Annotated in this window: 15 protein-coding genes and 1 riboswitch; of the genes, 1 reads left to right on the forward strand and 14 read right to left on the reverse strand. The window is 38.3% G+C overall.

The genetic code is table 11. From position 1 onward, the window contains the following. Positions 1 to 14 precede the first annotated feature (14 nt). From BMX30_RS10285 to BMX30_RS10315, 7 genes are all read right to left on the reverse strand, one after another. A complete protein-coding gene (locus BMX30_RS10285) occupies positions 15 to 593 on the reverse strand; it encodes a genetic competence negative regulator (RefSeq protein ID WP_090744657.1) in 579 nt (192 codons plus the stop codon). 265 nt (positions 594 to 858) lie between these two features. Continuing rightward, positions 859 to 1,635, reverse strand: coding sequence for a metallophosphoesterase (locus BMX30_RS10290; protein ID WP_244532553.1), 777 nt, complete (start codon positions 1,633 to 1,635; stop codon positions 859 to 861). Positions 1,636 to 1,837: 202 nt separating this feature from the next. Further along, positions 1,838 to 2,296, reverse strand: coding sequence for a YpbF family protein (locus BMX30_RS10295; protein ID WP_090744658.1), 459 nt, complete (start codon positions 2,294 to 2,296; stop codon positions 1,838 to 1,840). Positions 2,297 to 2,579: 283 nt separating this feature from the next. Then, positions 2,580 to 3,311 carry a LysM peptidoglycan-binding domain-containing protein gene (locus BMX30_RS10300; protein ID WP_090744660.1) on the reverse strand — a complete coding sequence of 244 codons (732 nt, stop codon included), beginning with the start codon at positions 3,309 to 3,311 and terminating at the stop codon, positions 2,580 to 2,582. Further along, positions 3,308 to 3,913 (reverse strand): CPBP family intramembrane glutamic endopeptidase, encoded by a 606-nt coding sequence (locus BMX30_RS10305; protein WP_090744663.1) that lies wholly within the window; start codon positions 3,911 to 3,913, stop codon positions 3,308 to 3,310. Before BMX30_RS10305 ends, BMX30_RS10300 begins: the two co-directional genes overlap by 4 nt. Next, positions 3,900 to 5,408 (reverse strand): RecQ family ATP-dependent DNA helicase, encoded by a 1,509-nt coding sequence (locus BMX30_RS10310; RefSeq protein ID WP_090744666.1) that lies wholly within the window; start codon positions 5,406 to 5,408, stop codon positions 3,900 to 3,902. The genes BMX30_RS10305 and BMX30_RS10310 overlap by 14 nt, the downstream gene beginning before the upstream one ends. Further along, positions 5,399 to 6,466: a YpbB family protein gene (locus BMX30_RS10315; RefSeq protein WP_090744669.1), complete on the reverse strand. Its 1,068-nt coding sequence runs from the start codon at positions 6,464 to 6,466 to the stop codon at positions 5,399 to 5,401. Before BMX30_RS10315 ends, BMX30_RS10310 begins: the two co-directional genes overlap by 10 nt. 261 nt (positions 6,467 to 6,727) lie before the next feature. On the opposite strand from BMX30_RS10315, the gene BMX30_RS10320 reads away from it, so the two are divergent. Then, positions 6,728 to 6,976 (forward strand): ferredoxin, encoded by a 249-nt coding sequence (locus BMX30_RS10320; RefSeq protein WP_090744672.1) that lies wholly within the window; start codon positions 6,728 to 6,730, stop codon positions 6,974 to 6,976. 115 nt (positions 6,977 to 7,091) lie between these two features. On the opposite strand, the gene BMX30_RS10325 is transcribed toward BMX30_RS10320, so the two are convergent. From BMX30_RS10325 to ccsB, 7 genes are all read right to left on the reverse strand, one after another. Beyond that, entirely contained in the window at positions 7,092 to 7,676 is a 585-nt protein-coding gene (locus tag BMX30_RS10325; RefSeq protein ID WP_090744673.1) for an ECF transporter S component, read from the reverse strand. Between the two features lie 166 nt (positions 7,677 to 7,842). Next, positions 7,843 to 7,972, reverse strand: a riboswitch (FMN riboswitch). Positions 7,973 to 8,109: 137 nt separating this feature from the next. Continuing rightward, the gene (locus tag BMX30_RS10330) at positions 8,110 to 9,051 is read right to left on the reverse strand and encodes a peptidoglycan DD-metalloendopeptidase family protein (protein WP_090744676.1); all 942 of its coding nucleotides are present in this window, start codon (positions 9,049 to 9,051) and stop codon (positions 8,110 to 8,112) included. A gap of 172 nt (positions 9,052 to 9,223) precedes the next feature. Beyond that, positions 9,224 to 10,432: a hypothetical protein gene (locus BMX30_RS10335; protein WP_090744678.1), complete on the reverse strand. Its 1,209-nt coding sequence runs from the start codon at positions 10,430 to 10,432 to the stop codon at positions 9,224 to 9,226. Next, complete coding sequence (gene sigX / locus BMX30_RS10340; protein WP_090744682.1) at positions 10,410 to 10,955, reverse strand: RNA polymerase sigma factor SigX; 546 nt, start codon at positions 10,953 to 10,955, stop codon at positions 10,410 to 10,412. The genes BMX30_RS10335 and sigX overlap by 23 nt, the downstream gene beginning before the upstream one ends. Before the next feature lie 181 nt (positions 10,956 to 11,136). Then, positions 11,137 to 12,921 carry an ATP-binding protein gene (locus tag BMX30_RS10345; protein WP_090744685.1) on the reverse strand — a complete coding sequence of 595 codons (1,785 nt, stop codon included), beginning with the start codon at positions 12,919 to 12,921 and terminating at the stop codon, positions 11,137 to 11,139. Beyond that, the gene (locus BMX30_RS10350; protein WP_090744687.1) at positions 12,918 to 13,634 is read right to left on the reverse strand and encodes a response regulator transcription factor; all 717 of its coding nucleotides are present in this window, start codon (positions 13,632 to 13,634) and stop codon (positions 12,918 to 12,920) included. The genes BMX30_RS10345 and BMX30_RS10350 overlap by 4 nt, the downstream gene beginning before the upstream one ends. Before the next feature lie 208 nt (positions 13,635 to 13,842). Next, positions 13,843 to 15,030, reverse strand: a complete 1,188-nt coding sequence (gene ccsB, locus BMX30_RS10355) for a c-type cytochrome biogenesis protein CcsB (RefSeq protein WP_090744690.1) — start codon at positions 15,028 to 15,030, stop codon at positions 13,843 to 13,845. Positions 15,031 to 15,032 lie beyond the last annotated feature (2 nt).

Genomic DNA, 15,032 nt, shown 5'->3' on the forward strand with positions numbered 1-15,032 from the left:
TTGACAGACTGCTGTTAAAAGAAGTGATGAACAAGCAATTCCACTGCATTTTCTTTCATAATTTCATTCCCGTACTCTATTATTCGATGTATGCTAAAAATAGACGGATTACCATACTCAGCTAGCAGTGACACCGTTTTATTAGCATCAGGCTGTACGCCATCCATGCTCAGATAATACATTTCGTTAAAGTAGTAAAGGCTACCACCTACGATACCGGCACCAGCTAATCGTTTTGCCAGTTGAATTACGTCTTCTATGTTTTCAAATTCAAAAAGAATCATTTCACTGTCTTCCATTGAAACCTGCATCTCAATAAAGCCATCATCAAAGGGTTCGTCATCATTCTCTTGCTCTTCCATGGTAACAATCATGACCATCCCCTGAGCTTGAAGTGAGAAAACCTCCACAGCAACCGTACCAATAATTTCAAGTCCAAACTCGTCACTTGCTTCTTCGAGCATATCATGGAACAGTTGATTCCATTTCATCGAATCTTTCCAAATATCCTCTTTTGATAATCCTCGATCTGAAAGATCATCCATTGTTAAAAATATTTTAATTTTATTATATGTTAACCTCTCTAAGCGCATTATTGTGCCCCCTGCCGTTAACGAAGCTCTTGTTTACAGTGTATGAAATAATCCATCAATGGTGAGTTTTTTCTATGAATACTCACTATTTTTACTCAATGGGCCTCGTTAAACATGCCTGTTGATTTTCACTCCTCGATAGTCATGGAGCGTGTCCAACTTTCCCTTATGGAATATCTTGCGTCAGCGTTAGCATTTAAAGTTCGAATCTCCTCGGCAACAATATGCAGTTGTTAAATCCTATGTCCCTCAACACAGCCGATCATTAAGAACGGTCGATGGTTAATAAATGCGTTTCCGCTTTAGCTCCCAGCCTTAGTGGGAGACTTGTAGTTCCATACCCGTTGCTTACGAATAATAAAGATTTACCTATGCGTTTGATACCGCCCAATTCATATAAACCCAAACCTAGAAATCTAATCTGTCCTCCATGCGTATGACCACTAAGCACCAATTGTATATGGTGTTCGGGAGTAACAAAGTTCATAATTTCGGGATTATGGCTTACAAGTATTTTCAATGGAGTTCTACTTGTACCTTCTAGAGCTACCTCTAAATCACTCTGACCGACTGAATAATCATCAACCCCAATAAGAGCAAATACTGACCCTGTTTTCGTTTTCAATTGAACAGACGAATTATCTAGAATTGTTACGTCCATGCTCACCATTAATTCCTTAAGTTTGATGGGATCTAACTCATAATCATTATTTCCCCAGACAAAATAGAGGGGAGCCACTTGCTTTAGCCTGGTCAGGTTTTCTTTAACTTGATCTAACCCAACCCCTTTCTCAGCTAAATCTCCGCCAATAATTACGATTTCTGCTTTCCCTATGATACGTTCTATAATAGTATGCGAAATCAATCTTTTATGGATATCTGAGATAAAAAATATGGTTAATTCGCCAAAATCAGGGGGTAAATTTTCAAATGGTAATTTTTGAACCAAAGTCCTGTCTGTATGAGCTTCTTTATACATAAATAAAGTTAGACCAATTACTATTAATACCAAAATAGCCATAAAAAGATAAAGGTATCCCATTTTTTAACCCTTTCTTCTTTAAGTTCGGCTCTTTCCCTAAAACTTTGTCCTATCGGAGCCAAATCTTGAAAAATAACTTCTTTACAAAAATAAACTAAGTGAAAAACCTCCCATACAATGTACGAGAGGATGAATGACTTAAGACTAGCATGAATTCCTAAAGAATTCCAGAAGAGGACTTATGCCAAACTGGATAATGGAATTATTTATTTTCATGATATAAATTTATATCGTATTTTTCTTTCATCATTTCATAGACGAGATGTCTATTTTTCCATGCATCCTCTTTTTTCCACAAATCCTTACTCTTATCTATAATTTCACACCTTAGAGCATGATATTCTTTCTCAGCCTTATCCCGCTTCTCCCTCAGAAGGTTCATCAACCCAAAAAGTCCGCCTGTAATTATAAATAGATATAAATTTGCTGGTTGACTAAAAAATGCCGAAAAAACCTCATAAAAAGAATAAGAATAGGGTTTTATCGTTGTCAAATACATATACAATAAAAAAACTGTAGCCATCCCCATCGTCAAAGTCATAACAGTAAGATGCCTATTTTTAAAATTATCATACTTTTGTTTCCGCTTCACAACATTAGTTAGCATCTGCTTTGTAGCCTGATCGGTACGGTCATCAAGGTGTATGATTGAATGCTCCATATTCACCCTCCTCACGAAAAATATATGCCTGTGTTTACTAAGTTATGAAGCTTGTACATAAAAAAGTCTGCTTGCTTCCGAAAAGGTTGTTGTTAAAAACCAAAAGCCGATTTTAACGCAGCAAAAGCTATTCGTTACAATTAAACTAAGCTTGCCAGGTTCTTTTCATAAAACTAAATCTTCTTTTAAGTGAAAACATAGCTACAAAACCCATTTAGGTTCTGAAAGCGACAGAGTTTGAGAAAAGGACCAAAAAAAATAAGCCGATATCATCGGCTTACTCTCAATTCCCAAGGGGGATTTTTAAAACTTGACCCAGTTTAATTTCATCCCCTTGGAGATTATTGGCTTTTCGTATGATTTCCATGCCGTTTTGTGAGTTATAGTATTTTAAAGAAATCCTAAAGAGGTTTTCTCCTTGACCAACAGTATGGAAGACAATATTTTCCTCCGCTGGATTCTCTGGTTGTTCTTGATTTTCGTGCGGTTGCTCGAGTACCTGTGGATCACCATCATCGCTCGCTGGTGGGGACTCTCTATTTTCCTTTACAGATCCCATTTCAGGGGGTGGGGAATTCTTAGTATCCCCCTGAGAAAGCATTGATTTACTTTCCAATGGTGTCGGCAAAACAGCTGCATCTGCCTTCTCTTCCTTAAAACTCTTCTCTTCAATCATGACCGGACGAGTGCTTTCTTCAACTAAAGGTTTGTTTTTTTCTAAATTAATTTTCTCATAGCCTCCTGATTGGACGGCACGACTATCTTTTTCACCGGTTTCGTTATTCAGGTAGCTATATGCGCTAAAAATTGAAATCGGCAAAAGAATAAAAAACAGAACCAACAGGCGAATAACCGGATATTTCAATTTCCACTTATTGTTCCTTTTCTTCTGGCTTTGTCCGTGAAGTCTGCTCCTTGGCGGCAACTCTGCCTTCTCATGGCTTGTACTTTTTTCACGAACAATTTTCTTACGTGTCTGCTCTACTTGATTGCGATATGGGGTTTCCTTATTCATTCAACATCCCTTCTTCCTAATGGTCGGTTTTTTCTTACACGAATGGATAGACCCAGGAGAAAATCAATGACAAAATGCATAGTGATGGTTACAGCTAAATTACCTGTTTTCATGTAGATAAACCCAATAACAAAACTCAATAAAATAATGTTACAAAATAAAAACCAATTAAATAAGTAACGATAATGAACAAGAGCAAAAATAACACTGGAGACAATTATGCCAAATTCAGTTTGAATAATCCCCCGAAACAATACTTCCTCACTGAATGCAACAAAAGCTGCAATAACGGCTATATGGACAATATTCCTATTCTGGAACATCCTTTCATTCAGTCCACCATCATCATAAGTAGACGTTGGTAATAATCTCATCAGAATTAGATCTATCAACACGATGAGACAACCAACAGAGATTCCAACCTTCCAGACTAACGGGTCAGCCCAATCGAATAGCCTGAGGAACTCACTCGTACTGTCCATAAATATCAGGCCAAGAATTATGGAAATAATCAATAGTATAAGTTGTGTTAAATAAAGATGAAACAGTAATTCTTTATCTGTTAAACCTTTGATTAAGTCTCTATATTCATTTAGTTTCATTTGTCTCGCCTACTCGTTTTAATAGCATGGAAGCTAGTTCATCCTTCCAATTAAAAGGTAAGAGTCCCCTGTCATTTGTAGGGAAAACTTTTCGGAATGTTCCTAAGTTCAATCCACAATAGCTGCAGCAATTTTTCGGTTTTGAGGTGCTTCTTTCTCCAAAGTAGCGAAGGATAAAGGACCGCTTACACTCATTCTGTTGGATATAGTCTAATACCTTAAAAATTTTATCCTTTTTTATTTGAAGTCGGTTTGAAACATAATTGGTTAAACGTTCCTTCACATTAAGAGAATTTTCATTCCCATGGCTCGTAATAAAACTTGCTACAAATCTCCATTGGGTTTCACTAAAACCGCATGAAGTAATAAGTAATTCTTCATGAGTATATAACTCTTCTATCTTCAATTGGTTCTTTTGTATGACAGTAAATAACCGATTTATTTGTTCTTTTTCGGGTAGTTCTCCCTCTGCTAACTGCAAACTTAATTGCTCATCTCCAGGCGCATATAGCAAAATTGCGAGACTCTCAAGCCCATCTCTTCCCGCTCTTCCAATTTCCTGTAAATAGGATTCTAATTGGAGCGGCATATGAAAATGGATGATAAATCGGACATTGTCTTTATTAATCCCCATCCCAAAAGCACTAGTGGCACATACGACATCAAGCTGGTCATGGATAAACTGTTGTTGAATTAAAATTCGCGCCTCTTGGTCAAGCCCACCGTGGTAAGCCATCGCTCTTTCTCCTTGATCACGAAGCCTGACCGCCATTTTCTCTGCCAACTTTTTACTAGAAAAATAAATAATACCTGGCCCTTGGATCTGTTTGACCAATTCAAGCGCTCTCTCTTCCTTTTCTTGATAACCTACTTTTTCAATTCCCATGGCAATTTCAGGACGATCAACAGTAAAAACAAACTCTTCGCAAGTTTCTAATTGGAGATAACGGATGATATCCTGCCTTACCTCTTTAGTAGCGGTAGCTGTTAAGGCAATCGTAAGCGGAGAACCCAAAGATTTCCTAATGTCACCTATTTTTAAATAATCAGGTCTAAAATCATACCCCCATTGCGAAATACAGTGGGCCTCGTCGATAACAAGAAGAGAAATAGTTAATTGTTTCATTTTATTCACGATAAGATCGGTTCCGAGCATTTCTGGGGATACAAAAATGAATTTATAACTCGGAAGTCTTTGCAGTATTTGTCTCTTCTCAACTGGTGTCAGAAAGGAGTTGATGGCAACGACCCGCTTCTCCCCCATCGCCTTCATTTGTTCTACTTGATCTTGCATCAAAGAGAGCAACGGTGAAATAATTACTACTTGACCATTAAGCACGTAACCCGGTAATTGATAACACAACGATTTACCTGTACCTGTTGGTAGCATTGCAAGCGTGTTCTTTCCCCTTAGGACCGAATTGACGATTTCTTTTTGACCTTTTCGGAAGGTAGTAAATCCAAAGTATTTATAAAGAGCTTTCTCTAATTCCACTGTCGACCACCATTCCTCGCCAACACAAGCCGTATTTCAAAATAACTAGCATCATTCACGTAGTCACGAATTTGCTTTAATTTCTTTGCAGACGTTTCATTTGCAACTTTCATAATTCTCTCTTGTTTATTTTCATTGACATACTTATTTAAATCAAAGCTTTCTAAATGAAGAGCTATTTCAACAATATGATCTTCTATCGTGCTAGTCTTTAATTTACGAATGTTTGCGATTTCTATTGGAGTAAACCCCTTTTCGATTAATCGATAGGTTTTTTCTGTAGAAAGTGTAAATGGAACAGTTTTTTGAGCATCTCGAACTAAACCGCTTAACTGCTTGTATTGATCCTGATTAGCAGAGATAGTCCCAATCATAAAGTGAATGACATTAAGGAACTCTAATTGATAATGAGTATTCTCCATATTTAGCATGTCTGCCGCTTGCTTTGATGTTAGTCCTATCCTGTTATTTCCTGTCATTCTCAGGATTAGGACTGATGGTTGAATGGTTTGTTCAGACTCTAAACAAAAGATCAACTCATTATATAGTTGCTCAGCCAAATCATATCTATTGATGTTTTGCGCTTTTATGTAGCTTTTAACCCACTCAAGTGTTTCCTGTTTATTTTGGACCGGAATAAACCCTTTTTTTTGATGGACTAAATTGGAACAAACCTGAACGAGAATGGATAACCTTTCCCAAAAAACAGTAGTAAGATGATGGTAATTCCAACCCTCTAGGAATTTCGGGGGCAATTCGTTTCGTGTATGAAATTCTCTTAATGCGCTTTCTCCAAATTTGTTCAAACGATAGTGTTCGTTGGATGTACGCTCCAGTAATCCGCTATGTTGCAGTTCCTCAATCGCCTTCTCTAACTCCATTCTTGTTAGGAGGGGAAAAGCACGAAAGAAGGCTGTTAGGTTAAATAAATGGGCATCTTGAATCGTCTGGGAGGATTTTTTTCCTTGAAATAAATGATAAAGCGAATAAATGGAACGTTCATTATTAATTTGGTTTAAGCAGTGCAAAAGTACCGCATCTGAATATGAAATCGTCATTCGTTCACCTTTTCATTTTTATGGCTAATTTTTACCTACTGATCAAATACTAAGTGCCTAGCTTTATTTTAGCATGAATCGACAATTAATGACGAAACATCTTATTAACCAATGTAAAATTAACCATTGAAAAGTATTCTCAATCTTTTTTTTATTGAAAAGTTAGTGATACAGTTTTACAATAAACATGAGGCTGACGTTTTCACATAATATTTTTACGAAAACGATACCAAACTGTTTTAAATACGGGAGGTTTTTTTCATGGCAAAGTATACAATTGTTGACAAAGAAACTTGCATCGCATGTGGTGCATGTGGCGCGGCTGCTCCAGACATCTACGACTATGATGATGAGGGCATTGCGTTCGTAACACTTGATGATAACGAAGGCATTGTTGAGATTCCAGACGTGTTACTAGATGATATGATGGATGCTTTTGAAGGTTGTCCAACTGATTCGATCAAAATAGCTGACGAGCCATTCGATGGTGACGCATTAAAATTCGAATAGTAGTTTGCTATAAACAAGACCTCTGCTAATTCAGCAGAGGTTTTTATTTAGGCATTGAGCCTGTAACCAGATGTACTCAAAAAAGCAGCGGCTATATGTAGCCACTGCTTTAAACTTATATACTCTCACTTTTATACTGTTGCCTACTAATCCAAGTAGACATTCTCGAAAACAATAACATAAATACCAATGAAATTAATAATCCTTTAAAAATATTAAACGGCAAAATGCCTGTAACAATCATCGTTTTTAACTCAGGAGCAGCCATGGCTGGCATATTTAGGAACAATGTATAAGCTGGCATGATTACATAGTAATTGAGCACGCTCATGACAATGCTCATCACCACTGTTGCAATTACCAGAGCAAGAGTCATTCCCTTACTTGTTTTTAATTTCGTATAAATATAATAAGCAGGTAAGACAAACAGAATTCCCGCTACGAAATTAGCAATATGACCTACTGGTACGCCAGTAGCACTTCCTGTCATAAAATAATCCATTATATTTTTGAAAAGTTCAACCAGCACTCCCGCAGCTGGGCCAAAGATTAACGCGGCAATTAACGCAGGTATGTCGCTAAAATCAACCATTAAAAAATTTGGAAATGGCGGTACCGGAAAATTCAATAGCATTAATACATAAGAAATACTACTTAACATCCCAATTGAAACCAATGCTTTGACACTAAATTTTTTCATTTTCTTCCTCTCTCCTTTTTGAGATCCACCTCAAAGAAGAAAGGTTCAGCAAACAAAATGCACCCAATTGAAAAACCCTCAAGCCTTTGGCTAGAGGGAGTAATCTCAAATGAAGGTGCACTTAATAAACATCCAAAAAGATATAATTTTTGAACGTCCGCAGAACCTCCACCTTCTCCCATCCAGACTATACTGTCGGCTTTGGAATCGCACCAAATCCTGCCTTACGGCTCGCGGGCTTAGAGCATTTACTCATCACCGCCGGTCGGGAATTTCACCACGCCCCGAAGATAGATCATATTAAATTTTAAATACAAATCTATTATACTAAAAGAAGAAGGATATTAACAATTAAAACCTCTGAATATCATGTGAAAAAACGCACAAGCATTGGATAAAGGAAACGAGGTAAACATACCTCGTTCGTTTTAGTCTATTGCGTGATAATTAATACTTGTTGCGGATAGATTACATTTGAATCGAGCTGATTATTGCTCTTGAGCTCCTTAACACTTACACCAGTTTTTCTTGCTATTGAACTGAGGGTATCTCCTCGCCCAACTATATAATGCTTTGTTTCCACTTCCTTAATCGTCAAATTCTGACCAACTTGAATTTTATCTCCTTGAATATGGTTCAATTCTGCTATTCTCGAAGCATTGGACTGGTACTTCTGGGCAATCGACCATAAAGTTTCTCCTGGTTGAACTAAGTGGGTTAAAGACTGTTCTTCACTATGTCCACTCTCGGGTGATTCAGAGCTTGAATCCAATACGAGGCGTGAATTTTGCAACTCTTCTTCTGGATGGGGATGCCCCGCAGTTTCAATTGTCTCACCTGGATATGCCTTGCTCTGGGCCATTACAACTTGTCCAACTTCAGTCAGACCTAAGGCATTATCGGGATTCAGGGCATTCTCTTTACTGTAAGTCCACTCCTCATGATGAACTTCAAAATGCAAATGAACCCCAGATGAATCACCTGTGTTCCCCATCTCACCAATTAACGCCCCTTGGCTTATGTTTTCCCCTTCTTTTACATTTCTTTTATGTAAGTGGGCATAAACCGTTTCAAAGTTATTCTTATGTTTAATAAAGATCACATGACCATATGTATCGGAATAATACGATTTACTGACTACGCCTTCATCCACCGCATATACAGGGGTTTTTAAATCAGCCGCAATATCAAGCCCCTTATGAAGCCCCCCTCGAGTCCCATAGGTATCCGTAATTTCACCATCCGCGGGCCAAATCCAATGCTCAGTTTGACCACCTATTTCTTCCGCTCTAGGATGCTTACCACCGAGAAAGAGCATGCCAACACAAAGGGCAATCAACCCGGCAATTAGTAATCTCCTAACTATGTCTCTCATTTTGTTCCTCCTAATTTTTGTTCTCTACCTTCAAATATATGACAGCTTGTCCTATATAAGAACATCTATCCATAGGGCGGGTACAGATTACAAAACATGGTGTTATTATTTGGTAGTCACCTGCCGATTTATTCAATAAAAATAAAAAAAGCCTTGCCACTAAGGCGAGACTTTAATTGAGCTCAATCATTTTCTTATTTGGTGCAACTGGAAGTGGCAGCTCTTTCGAAAGATCAAATGGTCCAACATGCTCTGTATTTCCATTTTCAAATCTAATGAAATCGTAGCCGAAATTTCTAGCCGTTAGGAAAATCGCCTCAAGGCTATCCAAAAAATCATCATCCATCGAAAAGTCTTCTGAAACTTTTAGATAAAGTGTTTTCCCGCTACCTTCCCCATCAGATTTCTCGAGCACCAAATCCTTTGGTAGTGAAGCTTTGAGCCCCAACACTTCTTGGTCAACACGCATTTTAGCAAAGGCTTCCGAAATTGTACCGAAGTGTTCCGCCGATGGAACTAGATAAGGGCGGTCCTCTTTTCCAGAATAAAAGAAGAAGTAGGCTTGGTTTGCTCCTTCTTCCGTTTGGAGCTCAGATATCGTTCCATAATTCCCTAATTCAATCCCTCTTTGACCGTCAGTTGTAAAAGTAACTTTCTTAACCTTTTCAACAGGGAATGATTCCTTCAAGATGCTTGTAAATATTGTTTCAGCAGTCGATCCATAGCCATACGTATGATTAGCTGCAACATCGACATTGACACTTTGATTTCCCTCATCATAACTCATACTAGCTTCAAGTGGAAAATATTCTGATAAACCCCATTCTTCCTCATCTAATTTCACCATGGTTTCCTCATACAGATCAAACCATGTTTTTTGTTCAATTTTATCAACCAACACAGTTACTGGTACTATTAATTGAGCATTGGGGTCCGGAATAGAAAATGTAAAAATCTGATTATTTTCTAGGTCATCTGGATAAACCGCAGTCGGTTCCTCGTACTCATTAGCCGTTAGCGTCTCTTCTATGGTGTTGTCTAAGCTCTCCTCAGTACTAAACGGGCTCATTGCATTACTGTCTGCGTTATCAGCTGCTCTACTGCTCTCCTGTGGAGATTCAGTTGATTCAACGGACAACTCAGCATGATCACTATTATTCGCTACGTTATCCCAGCTTGTAAGTGTCGGTGAAAGGATAAATAAGAGCACTAATACTGCCCCAGTAGCTAAACCAGGTATCACCCACACTGGAATTCTTTTTTTCTTCTTTTTTAATGACAAACCTTGATAGATTTCGCTAGGATGTCGTGGATCAGATACCTTGGGGAGTTGCCTAAGCAATTCTTCAAGTTCCCGATCATTTAACTTCCGTTTTCTCACTAGGCACCACCTCCTTATCCACTTCTTCCATCATCTTCCTCAACGATTTAATTGCCCTATGCTGAGTGGTCTTCACCTTGCTCTCTGTCCAATCAAGCGCCTCTGCTGTTTCACCTATCGACAATTCATGGATATACCTAAGAATAATGACCATCTTTTGATCTACCGTGCATCGGTCAAGGCAGTGATAGATAAGCTTAATTTCTTCCTTCTGCTGTGCTAGTTCTTCAGGAAGCGGCAATTGGTCGCTAATCTGTGTTGCTGAGAAGTCCAGCTTTTCCAGAAGCCATTTTTTCCAGCCCTTTTGTTTACGAAAGTGATCAATCGCGACATTTTTTGCAATCGAAAATAGCCATGTTTTTTCACTACTGTTCCCCTCGAAGCGGTCATAAGCTTTTAGAACGCGAATATAAACCTCCTGGACTAGGTCCTCAGCTAATTCCTTATTCTTAACCATATAAAATAAAAACCGAAATAAATCTTGGTGATATTTTTGATATAAATGATCAAAAACGGAGTCCATTCTCTTCTCCCCTCCGTGTTCATAAGATTAGTCGTTAATATGTATAAAAAGTTTCATTTTAACTATATTCTTTTCCTATTAAAATTGGAAGGTTGTTTTTTCAAGTTAAAACTAAAAAACCACCCGATTATCATCGGGTGGCCTATTGTTTCTCGTGAATCAAGATAAGTCGTCAATCTTTTTAGAATGAATCAGTATTTCGTGGAATAAAAAAGGAAAATGTCGTTCCTTGTCCCAATTTGCTTCTCACCGATATATTTCCCTTATGTGCATCGATAATATTCTTTGCAATTGCAAGACCTAGACCTGTACCCGAACGCCCCCTTGTACGGGATTTATCCCCCTTATAGAAGCGTTCGAACAGGAATGGTAGGTCTTCTTCAGGTATACCAGGTCCTTCGTCACTCACTTCAAACAATAGTTCACGACCTATCGATTTAACCGTAACCGTTATCGACGCAGATTCTTGAATATGACGGATTGCATTGTCTAAGAGATTCGTTAGCACTTGTTCAATGCGATCAGGGTCAAAATAAAACTCCTGTTCATCTATCTCGATATTCGTGTGTAACTCAAGGCTTTTTTCTTTAGCAAGCGTCTGGAATTTGCGAATCACCCGATTAATAAAAGGCTTCAATTCAACCTTATCCACTTCTAGCTGAATGTGTCCTGCCTGTATTCTTGCTAAATCTAACAGTTCATTTACGAGCCTTCCCATCCTCAAAGATTCGTCATAAATGATTTGTGCCATCTCTTGCTTTTCTTCATTAGTTTCCGCTATACCATCAACAATCGCCTCACTATACCCCTGTAACATGGATATAGGGGTGCGCAGTTCATGCGATACATTGGCGATAAAGTCATCACGGAGCTTATCAAGTTTCCGTTCTTCCGTCATATCACGGACAACAGCAACAGCCCCACGAATGGTCTTTTTATTAAATAGCGGGCTAATTATAATAACAAACGAACGACCTTGGAGTGTAATCTCACCGACTTGTTCATTAACAGTATTGACTGCTAACTGGAAGAGTTCCATCACTTTAGAAGGGACAGCATCCGTATTCTCGGTTGCTCCTTGTTCATAATACCAATACCTTAAAAACTGTTCAGCCGGTGGGTTGGTAATTAAAATCGTGCCGTCACGATTCAAAGTAATAACTCCATCTGCCATACTACTTAAGATACTAGAAAGTTGCTCCTTCTCCTGACTTAAGGCATTCATGTTAAACTTTAACTGTCTTCCCATTTGATTAAAGGCCGTGGCCAGCTCACCAATCTCATCGTTGGTGAGTATCGGCACCTTCGTATCAAACTTCCCTCTTGCTACCTCAAAGGCTGCTTCCCTCATTTTACGCAGCGGAGCATTGATTCTCGAAGACAAGAAAAAGGCAAAAATCGTCGTTAGAATAAGTCCAACACCTGCCGAAATCAAGACAATCTGAGTTGTCTGCTGCATGGTTTCTTCCATTACTTCAAGGGATTGGTAAACAAAAACAGCACCATCTTCTCCCTCAAATTCACGAAGTGGGACCCCGATAATTAAAAACTGTGTTTCATTTAAATCACCCGTTGAATAGGTAATAATCTTATCAATACTATTACCTTCATCGAACACACTCTGGAATTCCTCATCTTCAATAAAATAAGAAATCGGAACCCTTACTGATTCGTCAGAACCTGGGGAGTAAAAATAAGTATCTTCATTCTTAATAACCGCTGCATTTGTTACTTCATCAAGTAGGCCCCACGTTATTTCAAGACCTATATCTAACTCTTCTCCACCATGCTGGGCGAGATTTAATGAAATCTTTTCTGCTGTATAGGTCAAGTCTTGTCTTGCCTGATCAATATTATAGTTTTCAAAAAACTCCAACAGCAATACAGTTAAGATAGATAAGACAAAGGCAACTAGTAGAAGAATGGTAAACCATAATTTACCTACAACACTGCGCCAAAACATCATTCATTGACAACCTCAAATTTATAGCCTACCCCCCAAACGGTTACAATCATCTTAGCTGCCTGTTCAGAAACTTTATTTAATTTCTCGCGCAAACGCTTCACATGGGTATCGACCGTTCTCAAGTCACCAAAGAATTCATAATGCCAAACTTCCTTCAAAAGTTGTTCACGGTCAAAAACTTTATCTGGTGCTTTAGCAAGAAAGTACAATAATTCATATTCTTTAGGAGTTAAGCTTACCTCTTTGCCATCTGCCATCACACGGTGGGCATCATTGTCAATCGTTAAATGAGGGAAAACAATTACATCCTTTGTCGTCGTTTCAGTTTGTAAGTAGCTAGTGCTTGAAGATCTGCGAAGCATCGCTTTTACTCTTAACACTACCTCTCTTGGGCTAAATGGTTTCACGATATAATCATCTGTCCCCACTTCAAATCCCTGAACTCGGTTCACTTCTTCGCCCTTTGCGGTCAGCATGATTACAGGGGTCGACTTCTTTTCTCTTAAGTCGCGACAAACCTCAATCCCATCTTTACCAGGCATCATCAAATCAAGCAGGATGACATCATATTCATTTGCAAGTGCTTTTGCAAGCGCCTCATTTCCATCTTCTGCTTCATCAATGATAAAGTTTTCACGCTCTAAATACATTTTTAATAAACGTCTAATTCTTTCTTCATCGTCTACAACTAAAACCTTGATATCCTTCTCCATCTGATTGATCCCTCCTGTGAATATTTTACTTAATGATTAACCATGTTGCTATTGTTTTTTATGTTTATCATAATGTTAACCTACTTCTTCGCCTTAAAATAGACATAAATTCAGCTCTGAGAGTTTCGAAACATCCACATTTTAATAGTAATAACTTAAAAAAGCCCTCACTATACCTAATAGTGAGGGCTTTTGGAAACTCACTGGCTTATGAGCCTGCATAAGAATGCAATCCAGCAATTACAAGATTAACGACAATCAGATTAAACATAATGATGAAAAAGCCAATGATTGCAAGCCAAGCAGATTTTTCTCCATGCCAACCTTTTGACAATCGAAGATGCAAGAAAGCTGCATAAAAAAGCCAAGTAATTAACGCCCATACTTCCTTCGGGTCCCAACCCCAGAATCTAGTCCAGGCGATTTGAGCCCATATCATCGCGAAAATTAACGCACCAAGTGTGAAAACTGGGAAACCGATTAACACTGAGCGGTAGCTAATTTCATCTACAAGATCTAAATTGATATTTTTTACTAGAGGTTGTAATAACGCGGCAATCCGTTTTCTAGTAATTAACCTTAATACCCAATAAAGCACCAATCCTATAACCAATGACCATACAACCGTGTTTAATTTTTTTGAGTCAATGATTGCTGGTGTTTCAATCAGTGGTTCGAATTTCCCTTCCGTAACCAATTCACCTTTATTTGGCCCAATTAGTGCAGGAATATGATATTCATATACCGCTTCAACACCCTTTTTATCAATATAATTAAATTCCGCTTTATAATTAACAGATGTAAATGCGGTTGTCACCAAAATAAATGCGATAACACTTACAATTGAATACATAATCACTTCAAGCCAAAAAGTACGTTTGCTGCTTACCGTCTGGTCAACCGCTTTTACTAAGTAAATAATCCCGGCAGCAAAGGAAATGGCTAGAATTGCTTGACCTAAGGCAGCCGTTGTGACATGAATATGAAGCCAGTCACTCTGTAATGCAGGAATAAGCGGCGAAATCTCGCGCGGAAACATACTTGCATAAGCGATGATTAATATCGCCACTGGAAGAGTGAATACTCCAAGCCATGGGGCTTTATAAATATAATAGATAAAGATAAACGCACCCACTAAACACATACCAAAGAAAGTAGTGAATTCAAATAAATTACTGACAGGGGCATGTCCAGCCGCGATCCATCTTGTAATAAAGTAACCTGTTTGAGCAACGAAACCAATAATTGTAATTACGATTGCTATTGTCGCCCATTTATTGGAACCCTCTTGTTTTTCCCCATCCTTTTTAGACCTAATTGCTCCTCCAAAAAATGCAGTTGCAATTAGGTAACTAATAAAAGCGAAGTAAAGTAAATTACCGCTTAATTCAGCCATGA

This window comes from Mesobacillus persicus (genome assembly GCF_900109925.1).
GTDB classification, from domain to species: domain Bacteria; phylum Bacillota; class Bacilli; order Bacillales; family Cytobacillaceae; genus Mesobacillus_B; species Mesobacillus_B persicus.

Bases quoted from the DNA above. Each gene is read 5' to 3' on its own strand.
- BMX30_RS10285 (WP_090744657.1), bottom strand. From the start codon at position 593: ATGCGCTTAGAGAGGTTAACATATAATAAAATTAAAATATTTTTAACA.
- BMX30_RS10290 (WP_244532553.1), bottom strand. From the start codon at position 1,635: ATGGGATACCTTTATCTTTTTATGGCTATTTTGGTATTAATAGTAATT.
- BMX30_RS10295 (WP_090744658.1), bottom strand. From the start codon at position 2,296: ATGGAGCATTCAATCATACACCTTGATGACCGTACCGATCAGGCTACA.
- BMX30_RS10300 (WP_090744660.1), bottom strand. From the start codon at position 3,311: ATGAATAAGGAAACCCCATATCGCAATCAAGTAGAGCAGACACGTAAG.
- BMX30_RS10305 (WP_090744663.1), bottom strand. From the start codon at position 3,913: ATGAAACTAAATGAATATAGAGACTTAATCAAAGGTTTAACAGATAAA.
- BMX30_RS10315 (WP_090744669.1), bottom strand. From the start codon at position 6,466: ATGACGATTTCATATTCAGATGCGGTACTTTTGCACTGCTTAAACCAA.
- BMX30_RS10320 (WP_090744672.1), top strand. From the start codon at position 6,728: ATGGCAAAGTATACAATTGTTGACAAAGAAACTTGCATCGCATGTGGT.
- BMX30_RS10325 (WP_090744673.1), bottom strand. From the start codon at position 7,676: ATGAAAAAATTTAGTGTCAAAGCATTGGTTTCAATTGGGATGTTAAGT.
- BMX30_RS10330 (WP_090744676.1), bottom strand. From the start codon at position 9,051: ATGAGAGACATAGTTAGGAGATTACTAATTGCCGGGTTGATTGCCCTT.
- sigX (WP_090744682.1), bottom strand. From the start codon at position 10,955: ATGGACTCCGTTTTTGATCATTTATATCAAAAATATCACCAAGATTTA.
- BMX30_RS10345 (WP_090744685.1), bottom strand. From the start codon at position 12,921: ATGATGTTTTGGCGCAGTGTTGTAGGTAAATTATGGTTTACCATTCTT.
- BMX30_RS10350 (WP_090744687.1), bottom strand. From the start codon at position 13,634: ATGGAGAAGGATATCAAGGTTTTAGTTGTAGACGATGAAGAAAGAATT.
- ccsB (WP_090744690.1), bottom strand. From the start codon at position 15,030: ATGGCTGAATTAAGCGGTAATTTACTTTACTTCGCTTTTATTAGTTAC.